20 protein-coding genes are annotated in these 16,196 nt (G+C 65.4%); all 20 read left to right on the forward strand.

All coding sequences use genetic code 11. From position 1 onward, the window contains the following. The first annotated feature begins 150 nt into the window (after positions 1–150). The 20 genes from ACK6AU_RS00495 (at position 151) to ACK6AU_RS00590 (ending at position 16,184) form a co-directional block, all read left to right on the forward strand. Positions 151–735, forward strand: coding sequence for a hypothetical protein (locus ACK6AU_RS00495; protein WP_409297189.1), 585 nt, complete (start codon positions 151–153; stop codon positions 733–735). Beyond that, positions 732–914 carry a DUF2635 domain-containing protein gene (locus tag ACK6AU_RS00500; protein WP_022642608.1) on the forward strand — a complete coding sequence of 61 codons (183 nt, stop codon included), beginning with the start codon at positions 732–734 and terminating at the stop codon, positions 912–914. The genes ACK6AU_RS00495 and ACK6AU_RS00500 overlap by 4 nt, the downstream gene beginning before the upstream one ends. Beyond that, on the forward strand, positions 914–2,410 hold the full coding sequence (locus ACK6AU_RS00505) for a phage tail sheath subtilisin-like domain-containing protein (protein WP_409297191.1): 1,497 nt from the start codon (positions 914–916) through the stop codon (positions 2,408–2,410). Before ACK6AU_RS00500 ends, ACK6AU_RS00505 begins: the two co-directional genes overlap by 1 nt. A gap of 63 nt (positions 2,411–2,473) precedes the next feature. After that, entirely contained in the window at positions 2,474–2,821 is a 348-nt protein-coding gene (locus ACK6AU_RS00510) for a phage tail tube protein (RefSeq protein ID WP_022642610.1), read from the forward strand. Further along, the gene (locus ACK6AU_RS00515) at positions 2,818–3,114 is read left to right on the forward strand and encodes a phage tail assembly protein (RefSeq protein WP_031321005.1); all 297 of its coding nucleotides are present in this window, start codon (positions 2,818–2,820) and stop codon (positions 3,112–3,114) included. The genes ACK6AU_RS00510 and ACK6AU_RS00515 overlap by 4 nt, the downstream gene beginning before the upstream one ends. 130 nt (positions 3,115–3,244) lie before the next feature. Beyond that, positions 3,245–5,206: a phage tail protein gene (locus ACK6AU_RS00520; protein WP_260497927.1), complete on the forward strand. Its 1,962-nt coding sequence runs from the start codon at positions 3,245–3,247 to the stop codon at positions 5,204–5,206. Continuing rightward, positions 5,193–6,431 carry a DNA circularization protein gene (locus ACK6AU_RS00525; RefSeq protein ID WP_185697815.1) on the forward strand — a complete coding sequence of 413 codons (1,239 nt, stop codon included), beginning with the start codon at positions 5,193–5,195 and terminating at the stop codon, positions 6,429–6,431. Before ACK6AU_RS00520 ends, ACK6AU_RS00525 begins: the two co-directional genes overlap by 14 nt. 3 nt (positions 6,432–6,434) lie before the next feature. After that, a complete protein-coding gene (locus ACK6AU_RS00530) occupies positions 6,435–7,475 on the forward strand; it encodes a phage baseplate assembly protein (protein ID WP_185697816.1) in 1,041 nt (346 codons plus the stop codon). 83 nt (positions 7,476–7,558) lie between these two features. After that, positions 7,559–8,068: a phage baseplate assembly protein V gene (locus tag ACK6AU_RS00535; RefSeq protein WP_185697817.1), complete on the forward strand. Its 510-nt coding sequence runs from the start codon at positions 7,559–7,561 to the stop codon at positions 8,066–8,068. Next, positions 8,068–8,466: a phage GP46 family protein gene (locus ACK6AU_RS00540; protein ID WP_185698142.1), complete on the forward strand. Its 399-nt coding sequence runs from the start codon at positions 8,068–8,070 to the stop codon at positions 8,464–8,466. The genes ACK6AU_RS00535 and ACK6AU_RS00540 overlap by 1 nt, the downstream gene beginning before the upstream one ends. Beyond that, complete coding sequence (locus ACK6AU_RS00545) at positions 8,456–9,496, forward strand: baseplate J/gp47 family protein (RefSeq protein ID WP_068580489.1); 1,041 nt, start codon at positions 8,456–8,458, stop codon at positions 9,494–9,496. Before ACK6AU_RS00540 ends, ACK6AU_RS00545 begins: the two co-directional genes overlap by 11 nt. Then, complete coding sequence (locus ACK6AU_RS00550; RefSeq protein ID WP_185697818.1) at positions 9,484–10,083, forward strand: YmfQ family protein; 600 nt, start codon at positions 9,484–9,486, stop codon at positions 10,081–10,083. The genes ACK6AU_RS00545 and ACK6AU_RS00550 overlap by 13 nt, the downstream gene beginning before the upstream one ends. Before the next feature lie 10 nt (positions 10,084–10,093). Continuing rightward, complete coding sequence (locus ACK6AU_RS00555) at positions 10,094–11,032, forward strand: hypothetical protein (RefSeq protein ID WP_260497928.1); 939 nt, start codon at positions 10,094–10,096, stop codon at positions 11,030–11,032. Positions 11,033–11,034: 2 nt separating this feature from the next. Continuing rightward, entirely contained in the window at positions 11,035–11,433 is a 399-nt protein-coding gene (locus tag ACK6AU_RS00560; protein ID WP_185697819.1) for a phage tail assembly chaperone, read from the forward strand. A gap of 13 nt (positions 11,434–11,446) precedes the next feature. Continuing rightward, positions 11,447–12,367, forward strand: coding sequence for a hypothetical protein (locus ACK6AU_RS00565; RefSeq protein ID WP_409297196.1), 921 nt, complete (start codon positions 11,447–11,449; stop codon positions 12,365–12,367). Beyond that, the gene (locus ACK6AU_RS00570; protein ID WP_409297198.1) at positions 12,367–12,885 is read left to right on the forward strand and encodes a phage tail assembly chaperone; all 519 of its coding nucleotides are present in this window, start codon (positions 12,367–12,369) and stop codon (positions 12,883–12,885) included. Before ACK6AU_RS00565 ends, ACK6AU_RS00570 begins: the two co-directional genes overlap by 1 nt. 138 nt (positions 12,886–13,023) lie before the next feature. Further along, positions 13,024–13,953, forward strand: coding sequence for a phage tail protein (locus ACK6AU_RS00575; protein WP_185697822.1), 930 nt, complete (start codon positions 13,024–13,026; stop codon positions 13,951–13,953). Further along, complete coding sequence (locus tag ACK6AU_RS00580; RefSeq protein ID WP_409297200.1) at positions 13,954–14,445, forward strand: phage tail protein; 492 nt, start codon at positions 13,954–13,956, stop codon at positions 14,443–14,445. Positions 14,446–14,527: 82 nt separating this feature from the next. After that, the gene (locus tag ACK6AU_RS00585; protein WP_409297202.1) at positions 14,528–15,568 is read left to right on the forward strand and encodes a phage tail protein; all 1,041 of its coding nucleotides are present in this window, start codon (positions 14,528–14,530) and stop codon (positions 15,566–15,568) included. Between the two features lie 7 nt (positions 15,569–15,575). Continuing rightward, a complete protein-coding gene (locus tag ACK6AU_RS00590) occupies positions 15,576–16,184 on the forward strand; it encodes a tail fiber assembly protein (protein WP_085066047.1) in 609 nt (202 codons plus the stop codon). The last annotated feature ends 12 nt before the right edge of the window (positions 16,185–16,196 follow it).

A 16,196-nucleotide genomic window follows, 5' to 3' on the forward strand; every position in this document is an offset into this window, starting at 1 on the left:
TGCACTCACTTTTGTTGGATTTTGATTGTGGCTTAAATTTTTCGGCGATCTTTATATTTAACTGATCTGAGTGTTGATTGGGTTATGTAATTTTGGACTTTTATAACGGTCCTGGTTTACAGGACTACTACGTGAGTTCTCAGGAGGCTTATGGGGTTGATAAAGGTTTTAGAACAGATCAAAACCAACTGTCCCAGTATGACTGGTCGTATTGTTGGAAGCGTTAATCCTGAAGTTTTGCCAGTCGGCATCGAACAGTCACTTCCTGTGGCACTCATCGCACTGCTAAGTGACCTCGCCACCCCCTCCACCGCACAAAACACCTTCCGCCAGATCATCCGCGACCGCTTCGAAGTCGCCTTGCTCCTCGATGCCACTCACCCGCAACAGGCCCTGGACCAGCTCCATGACCTGCGAGCCGAGGTCTGGCGTGCGCTGGTGGGTTTCAAGCCCGGGGCCGAGTACAGCCCGATCCAGTACGAGGGTGGTGAGCTGGTGCCGGTGGGCAATGAGCGGTTGCTCTATCGCCTGCGTTTTTTCGCCGAGTTCCAGTTGGGGCGCAATCGTTCCGGGCAGCCGGCGGAAACCTGGCATGAACGTGAACTCGACGGCTTGCCGTCCTTTACCGGGGTCACGGTCCGGGTCGATGCCATCGATCCGGCGGATCCCAATTTGAAAAGCCCGGGCCCTGATGGGCGCCTGGAGCTGACTTTCTCAGGAGAGCTGAAGCAATGAGCAAACGCATCACCGTGCTGCCGGCCGCTGGCCGTGCCGTACCCGATCCGGAAGCGGGCGACCTGCTGCCGGTCACTGGCCGTGAAGTCACGGACAACGCCTGGTGGCGTCGCCGTCTGGCCGATGGCGATATCACCATCAACGCCGTGCAAGCGGCACAACCGAAGGGAGCCCAATAATGGCGATCGGATTCAGCAATATCCCCGCGGACATTCGTGTTCCGCTGTTCTATGCCGAGATGGACAACTCGGCGGCCAATAGCGCCTCGTCGGCCATGCGCCGGCTGATCGTCGCCCAGGTCAACGACAACGTGCCCGCCAGCGACGTGGGCAAGCTGGTGCTGGTGTCCAGCGTGGCCCTGGCCAAGAGCATCGGCGGCCAGGGTTCGATGCTGGCCTCCATGTACGAGACCTTCCGCAAGACCGACCCGGTCGGCGAGATCTGGTGCCTGCCGCTGCACAACAGCGAAGGCAGCGTGGCCAAGGGCACTTTGACCCTGACCGGCAGCGCCACCGAGAGCGGCGTGCTCAACCTCTATGTGGGCGGCGTGCGGGTCCAGGCCGCCATCGCCAAGGGCGCCACCGCGGCCCAGGCGGCCACCGCCCTGGTGCAGAAGATCAACACCTCGGCCGACCTGCCGCTGAGCGCCAGCGCCGCCGAAGGCGTGGTGACCCTGAACGCCAAGTGGACCGGCGACAGCGGCAACGACATCAGCCTGCAGCTCAATCGCCTGGGCAAGAGCAACGGCGAGAGCACCCCGGAAGGCCTGGCCATCGTCATCGGCAAGATGGCCGGTGGTGCCGGCGTGCCCGACCAGGTGGCCGCGGTCGCCGCCCTGGGCGATGAGCCGTTCGAGTTCATCTGCATGCCCTGGACCGACGTCGCCAGCCTCAACACCTGGCAAGCGGTCATGGATGACAGCGTGGGTCGCTGGTCCTGGGCCAAGCAGCTGTTCGGCCATGTCTACACCGCCAAGCGCGGCACCGTGGGCACCCTGGTCGCCGCCGGGCAGGCGCGCAACGACCAGCACATGACCATCCAGGCCCTGGAACCGGGCGTTCCGCAACCGGCCTGGGTCCAGGCTGCGGCACTGGCCGCGCGCACCGCGGTGTTCATCTCCGCCGATGCCAGCCGTCCGACCCAGAGCGGCAGCCTGCCAGACCTGGACCCGGCCGCGGCCAGCGAGCGCTTCACCCTGACCGAGCGCCAGTCACTGCTCAACTACGGCATCGCCACCGCCTACTACGAAGGCGGCTACGTGCGCATCCAGCGTTCGATCACCACCTACCAGAAGAACGCGTTCGGCCAGGCGGACAACTCCTACCTGGACAGCGAGACCCTGCACCAGTCGGCCTACATCGTGCGCCGCCTGCAAAGCGTGATCACCAGCAAGTACGGGCGCCACAAGCTGGCCGCCGACGGCACCCGCTTCGGCGCCGGCCAGCCGATCGTCACCCCGAGCACCATTCGCGGCGAGCTGATCGCCCAGTACGCCAAGCTGGAGCTGGAAGGCCATGTGGAAAACGCCGAGCTGTTCGCCGAGCACCTGGTGGTGGAACGCGATGCCCGGGACCCGAACCGCATCAACGTGCTGTTCCCGCCGGACTACATCAACGGCCTGCGAGTGTTCGCGCTGCTCAACCAGTTCCGCCTGCAGTACGACAACGCCGCCTGAACGCGCGTTCGACTGTGAATCCAGCCCACCTTGCGTGGGCTTTTTATTGAAGGGAGAAACACCATGGGTCAAGTGATTGCGGGCACCTGCTACGTCAAGGTCGACGGTGCTCAACTGACGATCAACGGCGGCTGCGAGGCGCCGCTGATGTCCACCAAGCGTGAAACCGTCGTGCCGGGTTTCTACAAGGAAGTCGAGGTCACCCCGACATTCAAGGTCACGGCGCTGCACACCCCGGACTTCCCGCTCAAGCAGCTGGTGGCCGGTACCGACATGACCGTCACCTGCGAATTCAACAACGGCAAGGTCTTCGTCCTGGCCGGCGCCTACCTGGTGGACGAGCCGGTATCCAAGGGCGACGACGCCAGCATCGCGCTGGTGTTCAACGGCGTGAAGGGGACCTGGCAATGACTCAAGTCGTGAAGCTGCAAGTGGCCATCGAAGCCCACGGCGAAACGCTCGATGAACTGACCCTGCGCCGCCCGACGGTGCAGGAGGTGCGCAACATCAAGGCGCTGCCGTACCGGATCGACAAGAGCGAGGAAGTGAGCCTGGACATGGATGTCGCGGCCAAGTACATCGCGGTCTGCGCCGGTATCCCACCGTCCTCGGTGAACCAGCTGGACCTGGCCGACCTCAACGGCCTGAGCTGGGCCGTCGCGAGTTTTTTCATGAGTGCGGCGTCGCAGCCATCGGCGACCTGATCGCGGCCGCCTATGACCTGGCCTGGTTCTGGAAGGTTGACCCCGAACAGATGATGGCCAGGCCATTGGATGTGCTCCGCGAGTCACTGGAGCACGCGCAACGGATCAATGCGATGCAGCAGGTGCAGTGATGGCGAATATTCAACAAAGCATGAGCCTGACGAACATCCAGACCACGGTGCACATGTCCGTGGTGGTGCTCGGCGCACAGAAACTCGAAGCCCAGATGTCGGGGATCCGCGCCAGGATCGGCGCCTTCAAGAAGAGCATCGAGGGCAGCGGCCTCGGCTCCCTCGACCTGGGCGGCTTCATCAAGGGTGGCGGTCTGCTGGAGCCGTTCATCCATGGCATCAAGCAGGCGATCAAGGCCGAGGACGACCTGCAAGCCAGCAGCCAGCAACTCACCCAGCTCAAGGCGCCGCAAGTGCCCCTGGGGGAAACCTCGGCCCACCTCAAGCAGTTCGACGACGCCTTGCAAGGGGTGTCGCTGAAGATGGGCCAGGCGCTGTTGCCGGCGGTCAACCAGCTGATCACCGGACTGACGCCGCTGATCAGCAGTGTCGGTGCCTTCGTTGCCGACAACCCGGCCCTGGTGGAAGGCTTGGCCGCAGCGGCCGTGGCCTTCACCGTGGTCACCACCGGGGCCATGGGCCTGGCGGCGGTGGTCGGCCTCTTGGCCTCGCCGGTGGGCATCGTGGCGGCGGCGATCGCCGTGGCCGCTGGTTTGATCGTGGCCTACTGGGAGCCGATATCAGGCTTCTTCAGCGGGATCTGGAACAGCCTGCAGCAGGCGGCGCAGGTGGCCTTCGCCACCTTCAAGAGTCTGTTCGGCTGGAGCCCGTTGCAGGCCCTGGCCGGTGCCTGGGGCGCGCTCACGGGGTTCTTCTCCGGGCTCTGGAGCTCGGTGGTCGGCGAGGCGACCCAGGCCTGGGCGCCGCTCAGCGAGTTCTTCAGTGGCTTGTGGCAGGGCATCCAGGCCCTGGCGTTGCCGCTGCTGGATTTCTTCAAGACCTTGTTTTCCTGGAGCCCGCTGGGGCTGGTGATCGATAACTGGCAGCCATTGACCGGGTTGTTCTCGGCGCTGTGGGAGCTGTTGCGGGCACTGTCGGTGCCGGTGATGAGCTTCTTCAAGACCTTGTTCGACTGGTCGCCCCTGGGCCTGGTGATCAATAACTGGCAGCCGCTGCTGGGCTTTTTCGGGCGCTGCTGGGATGGCCTGCGGGCGCTGTCGGAACCGGTGCTGGGGTTCTTCAAGACCTTGTTCGACTGGTCGCCCCTGGGCCTGGTGATCAATAACTGGCAGCCGCTGCTGGGCTTTTTCGGACGCTGCTGGGATGGCCTGCGGGCCCAGGCGGAACCGGTGCTGGGGTTCTTCAAGACCCTGTTCGACTGGTCGCCCCTTGGGCTGGTGATCAATAACTGGCAACCGCTGATGGGCTTCTTTTCGGCCACCTGGAACCAGTTGCTGGCGCTGAGCGCGCCGGTGGGCGAGTTCTTTCGGGCGCTGTTCAATTGGTCGCCGATGCCGCTGATCAATGCGGCCTGGGAGCCCGTAGCCGGATTCTTCAGTGGCTTGTGGGACTCGCTGCTGGCGATCACGGCGCCGGTCCAGGGGTTCTTGCAGGAGCTGTTCAACTGGTCGCCCATGGATATGGTCACGGCCAACTGGCAGCCGATCGCCGACTGGTTCTCGGCGTTCTGGGACAAGCTCAAGGGCACCCTGGGCGGCATCCGGGAAATGCTCGGCGGCAGCTTTGGCGGCTTCATCGCCAAGATCACCGGCAAGGTCGAAGGCCTGACCGAGGCCCAGCAGCGCACCAACGCCGAAGGCAAGGGCCAGTTGGCCCCGGCATTCTTCGGTGCCGAGGCTTCGCCGGCGGCGCGTAACCTGAACCAGGGCTCTGGTGCGTTGGTGCAGCAGAGTGCGGCCAACAATCGCACGCAACTCGAAGGCGGCCTGACGGTGCGCTTCGAAAACGCCCCGGCGGGCCTGCGCACCAGCCAGCCGCAGACCAACCAGCCGGGCCTGGCGGTGACTCCGCGCATCGGCTATCGCTCACTTTCCCTAGGAGGTTCCAATGAGCTGGCGTGATCGGTTGTTGCCGGCGTCGTTTCGCGGCGTCGGTTTCTGGGTCGACCAGGCCAAGACCCCGGTGGGCCAGAAGGGCCAGTTGCATGAGTATCCCCAGCGCGACCAGCCCTTCTACGAAGGGCTCGGCCAGCAGGCCAAGGTCCACGACCTGACGGCCTTCATCGTGGGCGAGAACTGCCTGGAGCAGCGCGACCAGCTGCTCCAGGCCCTGGAGCAGGGGGCCGGGGAACTGGTCCACCCTTGGCTGGGACGGATGCAGGTCAAGGTCGGCGAGTGCGAAATGACCCATACCCGCCAGGACGGCGGCCTGGTGACGTTCGCCCTCAAGTTCCACCCCGACCAGCCGCTGCTGTTCCCCACGGCGGTGGTCAACTCCCGCGAGCAATTGCTGGTGGCCGCCGACAGCCTGCTGGGTTCGGCGGTACGACGCTTCGAGGAGGTCATCAGCCTGATCAAGGCCGCACGGATCGCGGTCAAGGAACTGCGCGATTGCCTCAAGGACGTCTACGCGGTGATCGAGCATGAGTTCAAGGCGCTGATCGACACCTACAAGGACCTGCGCCAGCTGGTGCTGGCGCTCAAGGAGCTGCCCCGGGAGGTCAGCGCCGAGTTCAAGGGCTTGCTCAAGGACATCCGCGAGCTCAAGGACTTCGCCCGCGAGGGTTATCGCGGAGTGCTGGCCAATGCTTCGCAACAGGTCGAGGCGGCGAAGAAGATCGATACGCCCAAGCTCACCACCGGCAAGGACACGGTGGCCGCGGCCCAGGCCATGGCCAACCTGGTTCAGGACATGCTGCTGGTGAAGCTCGGCTACCAGGTCGCGCAGATGCCGGCGGCGGCGCCGGTGGTCAAGCTCAACTCCACGCCTTCGGTGGCCCAGCAGGCGGTCCAGCCGGTACGCCGCCTGGATGTGCCGGTGGCCGAGGATGTGCTGAGCCTGCGTGATGCCCTCAATGAGGTGATCTGGCAGGCCGCGCTCAAGGCCGATGCCCTGCATTACCAGGCGCTCAACAGCCTGCGCCAGCAGCTGTTCGGCCATCTCACGGCGGTGTCGTCCACCGGAGTGCGGCTGCTGACCCTGTCGCCCAAGCAGAGCCTGCCGGCCCTGGTGGTGGCCTACCAGCGCTTTGGCGATGCCACTCGGGTGGGGGAGGTGAGCCAGCGCAACAAGGCGGTGCATCCAGGCTTCCTGCCGCCGGCCGACCTGAAAATCGCCGAGGTGTAGGCCATGAACCCAGCACAAGATGCCGTCACCCTGACCGTTGACGGCCTGGACTACGGCGGCTGGAAAAGCGTCGAGATCAGCGCGGACCTGGAGCGCCAGTTCCGCAGCTTCAGCCTCAACATCACCTGGCAGTGGCCGGGGCAACTGGAGGTCAAGCCGATCAAGCCCGGCTCGCGTTGCCAGGTGCGTATCGGCAGCGACCTGGTGCTCACCGGCTACGTGTACAAGGCGCCGGTCAGCTATGACGCGCACCAGGTCAGCCTGAGCATCGAAGGCAGTTCGTTGACCCAGGACCTGGCCGACTGCGCGGCCATCAACCGCCCGAGCCAGTGGCAGGAACAGAGCCTGTTGAGCATCGTCCAGGCCCTGGCGGGCGCCTATGGCGTGGGCGTGGTCAGCGAGATCCCGCAGACCGCCAAGCTCGGCAAGCACAGCATCGTGCCCGGGGAGACGGTGTTCCAGTCCATCGACCGCTTGCTGACCCTGTACCGGGTGTTCTCCACCGATGACGCCGAGGGCCGCGTGCTCCTGGCCAAGCCCGGCAGTAGCGGGCGGGCCAGCGATGCCCTGGAGCTGGGCAAGAACATCCTGTCGGCCAATGCGCCGATGGATTTCAGCCAGGTGTTCTCCGAGTACCGGGTCATCGGCCAGCACAAGGGCAGCGACCAGAAAAGCGGCGCTGCGGTCGCCGAGGTCTCGGGCCAGGCCCGGGACCCGAGCATGGCGCGCAAGCGGGTCACGGTGATCAGCGAAAGCGCGCAGCTGACCCCCGAACTGGCCCAGCAGCGGGCCGACTGGGAGAGCGCCACCCGCATGGGCAAGGCGCTGACCACCACCTACCGGGTCCAGGGCTGGCGCCAGGGCAACGGCGATTTGTGGCGGCACAACACCCTGGTGCGGGTGATCGACAAGGTCCTGGGCTTCGACCAGGACATGCTGATCTCCAAGGTCACCTATTCGCTCTCCGAACAGGGCTCGATCACCACCTTGCAAGTGGCGCCGCCACACACCTTCGACGCCAACCCCGTCCCCGCGAAAACCTGAGCCGCCCCCGGCGGCCTACAGGCCACCGGGGCCCGCCATTGCCTGCCCGATGCGTCGGGCCCGGGCCAGCCAAGGAATCCACCATGAGCCTACTGACACGCCTGTTGGCGCGCGGCACCGTCGTGCTCGCCAACTCGGCCAACAAACTGCAATCGCTCCAGATGCGCCTGACCGCCGGCGAGGTGAATGACGACATGGAGCATTTCGAGCCCTACGGCTTCACCAGCAATCCGCTGGCCGGGGCCGAAGGCATCGCCACCTTCCTCGGTGGCGACCGCTCCCACGCCGTGGTGCTGGTGGTCGCTGATCGCCGCTACCGCCTCCAGGCCCTGGCGCCCGGCGAGGTGGCGATCTACACCGACGAAGGCGACAAGGTGCACTTCAAGCGTGGCCGGGTGATCGATATCCAGACCGGCACCCTGAACATCCGGGCGGACACGGCGGTGAACATCGATACGCCGACCCTGACCCAGACCGGCAAGATCGTCTCCCAGGGCGACCAGGTGGCCGGCGGCATCAGCCAGATGCGCCACCCGCATGCCGGCGTGCAGCCGGGCCCCGGCCAGACCGGCGCACCGGTGGGAGGTCCATGATGTTCCTCACCCACGACCTCAAGACCGCGCTGACCCGCGCGGTGCTGATCAGCCTCTACACCTGGCGCCGCGCCGCCGACGATGACGTGCTCGACGATGACGAGCGCTTCGGCTGGTGGGGCGACAGTTTTCCCACGGTGGCCGACGACCGCATCGGCTCGCGGCTGTGGTTGCTGCGCCGGGTCAAGCTGACCCGCCAGACCCAGCTCGACGCCGAGTTCTACGCCCGCGAAGCCCTGCAATGGCTGATCGACGATGGCCATTGCAGCGCCGTGGACATCAGCAGCGAACGCCTCGACGCCCAACGCCTGAACCTGCGCATCGTGCTGGTACTGGCCGGTGGCGAGCGCCTGGACATCAACCCCGAACACAGTTGGCAGGTGACCTATGCCGTTTGAAACGCCTTCGCTGCCGGTGCTGATCAAGCGCACCCAAAGCGACCTGGCCAGCGATTCGCTGCGCCAGTCCGATGCCCAAGTCCTGGCCCGAACCCTCAGCGGCGCCGCCTTTGGCCTGTATGGCTACCTGGATTGGATCGCCGAGCAGATCCTGCCGGACAAGGCCGATGAGTCGACCCTGGAACGGATCGCCGCCCTGCGCCTGAACCAGCCACGCAAGGCCGCCCAGGCGGCCAGCGGCAACGTCAGCTTCATGGCGTCGGCCGGGGCGGTGCTGGATGTCGATACGCTGCTGCAGTCCAGCGATGGCCGCAGCTACAAGGTGACCGCCGCGCGGACCACCAGCAGCGGCCTGAACAGCACCAGCATCGCCGCCCTGGATGCCGGTTCCCTGGGCAATGCCGAGGCCGGCCTGAGCCTGATCCCGGTGCAGCCGATCCAGGGCATCAGCGGCAGCTTCACGGTGCTGGCGCCAGGGCTGGTGGGCGGCGTCGCGCGCGAGAGCCTGGAGTCGCTGCGCTCGCGGGTGATCCGTTCGTACCGGGTCATTCCCCATGGCGGCTCGGCCCAGGACTACGAGACCTGGGCCCTGGAGTGCCCCGGCGTGACCCGCGCCTGGTGCCGTGGCAGCTACCTCGGGCCGGGCACCGTGGGCCTGTTCGTGATGCGTGACGATGATCCGCACCCGGTGCCGGATGCCGCGCAACTGGCCGAGGTGCAAGCGCATATCGAGCCGCTGCGGCCGGTGACCGCCGAGGTCCACGTGCTGGCCCCGGTGCAGCAGCCGGTGACCTATCGCCTGCGCCTGAGCCCGGACACCAGCGCCGTGCGCGCCGCGGTGGAAGCCCAGTTGCGCGATCTGCACCACCGTGAAGCCGGTCTCGGCGAAACCTTGCTGCTGACCCATATCGCCGAAGCCATCAGCAGCGCCACCGGCGAGAACGACCACAAGCTGATGGCGCCCAGCGCCGACGTACCGGCCGCCAACAACCAGCTGCTGACCTTCGGAGGTTGTGTATGGCTGGAATGAGAAGCGCGGCCCAGTACCAGGAACAACTGCGCAGCTTGCTGCCCAGCGGCCCGGCCTGGGACCCGGAGCAAGTGCCGGAACTGGAGCAGGTGCTCGAAGGCATCGCCCAGGAACTGGCGCGCCTGGATGCCCGGGCCGCCGACCTGCTCAACGAGATGGACCCCGCCGGGGTCAGCGAATTGGTGCCGGACTGGGAGCGGGTGATGGAGCTGCCCGACCCCTGCCTGGGGGCCATGCCGCTGTTCGACGACCGCCGCCTGGCGGTGCGTCGGCGCTTGCTGGCGGTGGGCAGCCAGGCCCTGAGCTACTACGTGGAAATCGCCCGCAGCCAGGGTTACCCCAACGCCACCATCACCGAGCTGGAGGCTCCGCGCATGGGTCGCGCCCGCTTCGGCTCGGCGCACTTCGGCACCTGGCAGGCGCAGTTCATGTGGACGCTCAACACCGGCGGCCGGCTGCTGCTCGGGCGGCGCTACGGCGCCAGCTACTGGGGCGAACGCTTCGGCATGAACCCCGGATCGGCCCTGGAGTGCCTGATTCACCGCAGCGCCCCGGCCCATACCCGGGTGCATATCAATTACGACTAGAGGGCAGGTGATGGACTTTCCCAGAAGTGTGCCCAGCGCGGGGCTGGTCAACGGCCGGTTCGCCGACGAAAACCCGCTGACCGGGACGCCCGGCTCGTTGATCACCGCCGCCTGGGGCAATGGTGTGACCGAGGAGTTGCTCAATGTGATTCGTGCGGCGGGCATCACGCCAGCCGAAAGCGAATCGGACCAGTTGCTCAGGGCCTTGAAGAGCGTACTGGCCCAGGATGCCCAGCCCCTGGCGGCGTTGGCCTTTCCCACCGTGGCCACGGCCGACGGGCGTATCGCGGTGACACCGGGTACGGCTGCGGCGGGTGGCACGGTCATGGTGCCCGGCGGGGTGCTGGTCAGCCTGGGCGAAGAAGCCCTGGTGGGCATCACCGCCCGTCCGCGGGCGCTGTACAGCGTGCCCTGGATTTCTCCCGACCTGGATATCAACAGCACCTACTTCTTGCGCATGCAGGTCATGGGCGGGGCGTTGGGCTGCTACCTGCAAAAGGGCACCGACAACGACGCCGTTCCCCCGGCGCTCAAGGGCGCCGCCGGCGCCTCCGGAGGCGGTTTCGATTCCACCTGCATCGACATGCTCCTGGCCAAGGTGGTCACCGCCGGTGCCGGGACCCTGCCCAAGCTGACCTTGCTGGCCAACAAGGCGCGGCTGGAAGCCGTGGGGGTCTGGTCCGGAGCAAGCGGCAGTTACGCGCTGCCCCTGAACTGGGCCAGGAAACCCCGGGCCTACGTTGCGGGAATGATGGACTACGACGATCTCGTCAAGACCGACTACAGCATCGTGGCCGAGGACACTGGCCATAACTTCAGGGCGGCGACATCGGTCATGCCCGAAGGTGGCTTCAGCGATCGCTACATGGGGCGTGTACTGATCCTGTCCTGGGCGCAGAACACCAGTACGTCGGGGGTGATCAACGCCCGTGTCAGATGGGAGGCCTAGGAATGAAAGCCTTTATCGAACAGGGCGTGGTGACGGCCCTGGTGAGCGGCGATATCGACGGTGGCGTCGAGCTGCCGCCAGGCCTTGCGGTGACCGTCGGCTGGCGCTACCAGGATGAGCTGTTCAGCCCGGCTCCGGACAGCCTTGGCGCCGAACCACAGCAGCCGCTTTTGCAAGCCGAGCGCGACTGGCGCCGCATGGCCCTGGCCGGGACCGACTGGCTGGTGGCCCGCCATCGCGATGAACTCGACGCTGGCGTCCCGGCGACCCTGGGGCGCAAGCAGTTCGCCAAGCTGCTGGCTTACCGCCAGGCCCTGCGGGACTGGCCGGCCTCGGCCGGCGAGTCGCAAACCCAAGCGCGACCCGAGCCGCCCAAGTGGCTGGCGAAGTTGCCCCACTGACAGGACATGAACCATGGATTATCCGAAAAGCGTGCCCAGTGCGGGCCTGGTCAATGGCCGCTTCGTCGATGAAAACCCGCTGACCGGCTCGCCGGGATCGCTGATTCCCGCCGACTGGGGCAATGGCGTCACCCAGGAGATCCTCAACGTCATCAAGGCCGCCGGCCTGGTGCCGGATGAACGCAAGACTGACCAGCTGACCCAGGCCATTGGCGAGTTGCTCGACTTCAAGCGCTTGAAGAACACCCCCACCACCCTGGGCGGCTACGGCATCAGCGATGCTGGCGGGCGGCTGTTGGCGGTGAAGCAGTTCGAAACCGTGGGCATCACCCTGTACCGACCCGACCCCCGGGCCAAGCGCATTCGCGTACGCCTGGTGGGCGCCGGTGGTTCCGGCGGCGGCTGCCAGCCGGTGCCCGCAGGTAGTTTCACCATGGGCGGTGGCGGTGGTTCCGGCGCCTTTGCCGAGGGCTTGTTCGACGTGACCCCACAGATGCTCTCGGGTGTGCCCATTACCCTGGGTGCCGGGGGCGAGGCACGTGCAGTCGCGGGTACCACGGGAGGCAGTAGTTCCTTTGGTAGTCACATGAGTGCGACCGGAGGCCAGGGGGGGCAGGTGCTTACCCTGGCCTCGACCATTATTAACTTTGTACATGGGGGCATGGGGGGCAGTTCTGTAACTGGCGGCAATCTTGTCAGCGCTCGAGGTACGCAGGGTGGATATGCCATGAGCAACCCGAATTGGGGAACAGCGGCAGGTTTTGGTGGCGCTAGTCCGTTCGACGGTGGCGCTCCCCTTACAGGTCTTAATACTCCGGGGTTTGCAGGAAGTCGCGGTTCGGGTGGCGGTGGTAGTTGTTCGTCCAACACCACTGCCGCCTGCTTGAGCGGCGCCGGTGGTAATGGCTTTTGTGAAATCTGGGAGTACGCGTGATGGCCCGTTATGTCCGTGTGGAAGAGGGCGTGGTGGTCGAGTTGATCGAGACCGGCGACTACGCCATCGCTGATTTGTTCGCCCCGCAGTTCCTCGCGGCCATCCACCCTGCGCCCCCGGGGCGCGAAGTGCGGGTGGGCATGGAATGGCAGGCCATCCCAGTGCCGGCTGCGGCGGCTGAGGCAACCGAGCCGGTGGCTGCGCCGCTGGCGACACCGCCAGGCGACAAGCTGGAAACCATGGTCCGGGCCCATGTGGCCGAAGTGGTGGCCCAGGGGGCGGAAGCCCGGGAGCGCCAATGGCGCAGCGACAGCCTGGAAGCCAGCCAGTGGCTGGCGGCCCGGCACCGCGATGAACAGGACCTGGGTCGCGGTACTAGCCTTAGCGCGCAGCAGTACCTGGAGTTGCTGGAGTACCGCCAGGCCCTGCGCGAATGGCCCGGTTGCCAGGGGTTTCCGGCCGTGGCGGCGCGCCCGCAGGCCCCCCAATGGCTGCCAGGCAATCTGCCTGGCCAATGACCGGCGCGAATCCTTCGAGCCGTTTTCAATCATCTCAAGACGCCTGCCCGCCACCCGGGTGCCGACGTTGCCTGGCCGCAGGCCGAGCCGCGTCGCACCCGGGGCGCAGCGGTGGGCGTCCTTTTCAGGACATCACCTGTGGACTATCCAAAAAGCGTGCCCAGCTCCGGGCTGGTCAATGGCCGGTTCATCGATGAAAACCCGGTTGCCGGCACACCGGGGTCGCTGATCCCGGCCAGCTGGGGCAACGCGATCACCGATGAAATCCTCAATGTGCTGTCGGCGGCGGGCATCGCTCCGCTGGAGGGCAGCAACAACCAGCTGATCACCGCGCTGCGCAGCGGCGCGCTGTTCCAGACCAAACCGCAGTTCGACAACGGCAAGTCGGCGGCCACCACCGAGTTCGTGCAACGCGCCCTGGGTTCGCTGCGCGATGTGGCGGTCTACAACGCGGCCACCACCCTGACCGCCGCCGATATCGGTCGTTGCGTGCGCTTCGGTTATGGCGGCTACAGCATCACCTTGCCCGCGGCCGGACCGGCCATCGCCAATGGCAGCGCCCTGTACCTGATGAACACCGGCACCGGGGCCATGACCGTGGTGGTCAATGGGGGCGACAAGATCGCCGTCGGCAACGGCTACCTCGGCAGCTTCGAGTTCGGCGTGGGCGATTCGGTGGTGCTGGTCAAGCATCTCAATGGCGAATGGACGGCGCTGCTGGGCAGCGTACCGATGCGCTACATGCCGGGTTTTGCCTGTGCGTTGAACACCACGGGTTATCAGAAATTGCCCAGTGGCTTGATCGTGCAGTGGATCGCCGGTGGCTCCGACAGCAACGGCAACATGATCGTCTCGTTGCCTATCCAGTTTCCCAACGCGGTGCTGGGCGGGATTGCCAACGAACTCAATCCCCTGGGCTGGGGAGCCACGGGCCGAACCACGGTCTGGGCCTTCGACCTGCTCAGTAGTAACAAGGCGGTGGTGGTGGCCAAGTCCCGGGATATCTTTGGGACCAACGCCCCCATTCCGACTGCCATCGGCGGCCGCATCCTGGTTTGGGGGTATTGAATGAGCAAGTATTTTCTAGCGCAGACCCTGGGTTTCCTGTGCTCCGACGAGCATGAACCGGCGCTGCTGGAGCAGGCGGTGAAGATCACCGACCTGGAGTACCTGAAGCTGTTCGAGGGCCAGGCCCAGGGCCTGGCCATCGCCGCCGACGAGTTGGGCCGGCCGATCCTGGTGGAGCGCCCCGGGCCTTCGGCCGAGACCTTGGCGCTGATCGAGCGGGCCTGGCGCGACGGTCAATTGCAGGCGACCGACGGCGTGGTGGCACGCCATCGCGATGAGCTGGACGCCGGTGGCGCCACCAGCTTGTCGGCGGCTCAATTCCAGAGCCTGCAGGAGTATCGGCGGCTGTTGCGCCAATGGCCGGCCCAGGACGGTTTCCCCGCCAGCGACAAGCGCCCCGTGCTAGCGATGCCGGCGCCGGCAGCGGCTGCCGCGGTGAAGCGCACCCGGGCCAGAAAGCCCGCGCAACCGGCCCCGGATGCAGCGTCCTGATGTGGGCCAGCAGGCGTCGTGAGGCCGATTGGGCGGCATGCCCAGGCCTTGTTCATTGGAAAAAACATGCAGGAGTAGAACAGTGGATTATCCCAAAAGCGTTCCTGGCATAGGCCTGCTCAACGGCAAGTTCGTCGATGAGAATCCTGTGGCCGGAACTCCCGGGTCGCTGATCCCCGCCGCCTGGGGCAACAGCATTACCCAGGAGCTGTTGACGGTGATTGGCCGCGCCGGGCTTGTACCGGATGAAGCGGATACCGCTCAGCTGCTCAAGGCGTTGCAGGTCATGTTGGCCAACGCCAGTCCCATGCTTTCGCGCGTGCTCCAGATCAACCATTCCAGAGGCCTGGCCGCGCAGGACCTGGGTCTGGTGATGGTCAACGGCGCACAGGAGCCGATCACGCTGACGCTACCGGCGGCGGACTCGGTACTGGGTGTGCGCGACGTGATCGTGCGGCGGCTCGACAACGGTGGCAACCGGATACTGGTGCAATGCACGGGGGCTGACACTATCAAGTTCCACACCCATCTGCGTGCCGCAGGGTACGGTTTCCTGGTGTTGATGGGCGCTGGTGATTTTTGGCATCTGCGCAGTGATGGGGCGGGAGGCTGGTGGCCGGTCGGGCGCTATGACAATGCTGCCCTTGGGCGAATGTTCTTCGAGACCACGACCCAGTTCAGCCCGGGTGGATATGGCGCCTTGAACGGCAAGTTGCTGAACCGCGCCGACTGGCCCTGGCTGTGGGATCACGCGAAGCAATCGGGCATGTTGCGCCCCGACAACGATCGTGCGGGGGGCTGGAGCTACGGTGATGGTGTATCGACTTTTCGCCTGCCCGAGGCCCAGGGCGAATTCCTGCGGGTACTCGACGAGGATCGTGGGGTCGATGTCGGGCGTGGGGCGGGCAGCTGGCAAACCGGAACCAATATCACCGGCGACAACGGCCAGGCCCCGGCGGTGCACGGTATTGGCGAGATGGCCAAGGTAGGGGTCGATCCGACCTCGTTCAATGGAATGATCTACTACAACTTTGCGGCCAATACAGAAGTGATCTCAAGTGTTTTCTGGGGCATGGTGCGTCCGCGAAACATCGCCTATCCCGGCCGTATCAAACTTATCTGAGGTTCTCATGCCTGAATATCTTGTGAGCCCTGCCGGAGCGTTGATCGGGCCGGTGGTATTTCCTGTGGTTCCCGGGCTGGGTGTGCAGTTGCCGGCCAATGCCGTGGAATTGCCCAGCGAGTTGAGTCCGCCCGAAAAGGGATTCGCCTGGGCCTGGGTCGATGGTGCTCCCCAACTGTTGCCTGATCACCGCGGCCAGGTATTCCAGATCCATGGTGGTGCGGCAAGTACCTGGGAGCGCCTGGGTGATCTGCCCGAGGGACTGACTACCCAGCCCCGTCCCGATCCCTATCACGTTTGGCTCGATGACCGCTGGCAACTTGACCGGGAGGCCCGGGAGTCCGCGACTCTGGAACAGCTGCTGTTGGAGCGAGACAACCGTTTGCGTGAGGCGGCTATCCGCCTGGCCCCCCTGCAGTACGCCGTCGACCTTGGAGAGGCCTCTACCGAGGAGAAAAACGCCTTGCTCGATTGGAAGCGCTATTGCATCGCCTTGAATCGTATCGAACAGCAGCCCGGATATCCGTCCGAGATCGAGTGGCCGGTACTGGCGCCTTCCGTATTGAAGGCTCCATCCAACCCACTGTTCGCGCTGTTTCGTGGGAAGAACAAATGAAAGGAATCCTCT

This window comes from Pseudomonas sp. KCJK8993 (assembly GCF_046230915.1).
In the GTDB taxonomy this organism is placed as follows: Bacteria; Pseudomonadota; Gammaproteobacteria; order Pseudomonadales; family Pseudomonadaceae; genus Aquipseudomonas; species Aquipseudomonas piscis.

What these genes read in the sequence shown, in the direction of transcription:
- ACK6AU_RS00495 (WP_409297189.1), top strand. Translation starts at nt 151, where the DNA reads ATGGGGTTGATAAAGGTTTTAGAACAGATCAAAACCAACTGTCCCAGT.
- ACK6AU_RS00500 (WP_022642608.1), top strand. Translation starts at nt 732, where the DNA reads ATGAGCAAACGCATCACCGTGCTGCCGGCCGCTGGCCGTGCCGTACCC.
- ACK6AU_RS00505 (WP_409297191.1), top strand. Translation starts at nt 914, where the DNA reads ATGGCGATCGGATTCAGCAATATCCCCGCGGACATTCGTGTTCCGCTG.
- ACK6AU_RS00510 (WP_022642610.1), top strand. Translation starts at nt 2,474, where the DNA reads ATGGGTCAAGTGATTGCGGGCACCTGCTACGTCAAGGTCGACGGTGCT.
- ACK6AU_RS00515 (WP_031321005.1), top strand. Translation starts at nt 2,818, where the DNA reads ATGACTCAAGTCGTGAAGCTGCAAGTGGCCATCGAAGCCCACGGCGAA.
- ACK6AU_RS00520 (WP_260497927.1), top strand. Translation starts at nt 3,245, where the DNA reads ATGGCGAATATTCAACAAAGCATGAGCCTGACGAACATCCAGACCACG.
- ACK6AU_RS00525 (WP_185697815.1), top strand. Translation starts at nt 5,193, where the DNA reads ATGAGCTGGCGTGATCGGTTGTTGCCGGCGTCGTTTCGCGGCGTCGGT.
- ACK6AU_RS00530 (WP_185697816.1), top strand. Translation starts at nt 6,435, where the DNA reads ATGAACCCAGCACAAGATGCCGTCACCCTGACCGTTGACGGCCTGGAC.
- ACK6AU_RS00535 (WP_185697817.1), top strand. Translation starts at nt 7,559, where the DNA reads ATGAGCCTACTGACACGCCTGTTGGCGCGCGGCACCGTCGTGCTCGCC.
- ACK6AU_RS00540 (WP_185698142.1), top strand. Translation starts at nt 8,068, where the DNA reads ATGTTCCTCACCCACGACCTCAAGACCGCGCTGACCCGCGCGGTGCTG.
- ACK6AU_RS00545 (WP_068580489.1), top strand. Translation starts at nt 8,456, where the DNA reads ATGCCGTTTGAAACGCCTTCGCTGCCGGTGCTGATCAAGCGCACCCAA.
- ACK6AU_RS00550 (WP_185697818.1), top strand. Translation starts at nt 9,484, where the DNA reads ATGGCTGGAATGAGAAGCGCGGCCCAGTACCAGGAACAACTGCGCAGC.
- ACK6AU_RS00555 (WP_260497928.1), top strand. Translation starts at nt 10,094, where the DNA reads ATGGACTTTCCCAGAAGTGTGCCCAGCGCGGGGCTGGTCAACGGCCGG.
- ACK6AU_RS00560 (WP_185697819.1), top strand. Translation starts at nt 11,035, where the DNA reads ATGAAAGCCTTTATCGAACAGGGCGTGGTGACGGCCCTGGTGAGCGGC.
- ACK6AU_RS00565 (WP_409297196.1), top strand. Translation starts at nt 11,447, where the DNA reads ATGGATTATCCGAAAAGCGTGCCCAGTGCGGGCCTGGTCAATGGCCGC.
- ACK6AU_RS00570 (WP_409297198.1), top strand. Translation starts at nt 12,367, where the DNA reads ATGGCCCGTTATGTCCGTGTGGAAGAGGGCGTGGTGGTCGAGTTGATC.
- ACK6AU_RS00580 (WP_409297200.1), top strand. Translation starts at nt 13,954, where the DNA reads ATGAGCAAGTATTTTCTAGCGCAGACCCTGGGTTTCCTGTGCTCCGAC.
- ACK6AU_RS00590 (WP_085066047.1), top strand. Translation starts at nt 15,576, where the DNA reads ATGCCTGAATATCTTGTGAGCCCTGCCGGAGCGTTGATCGGGCCGGTG.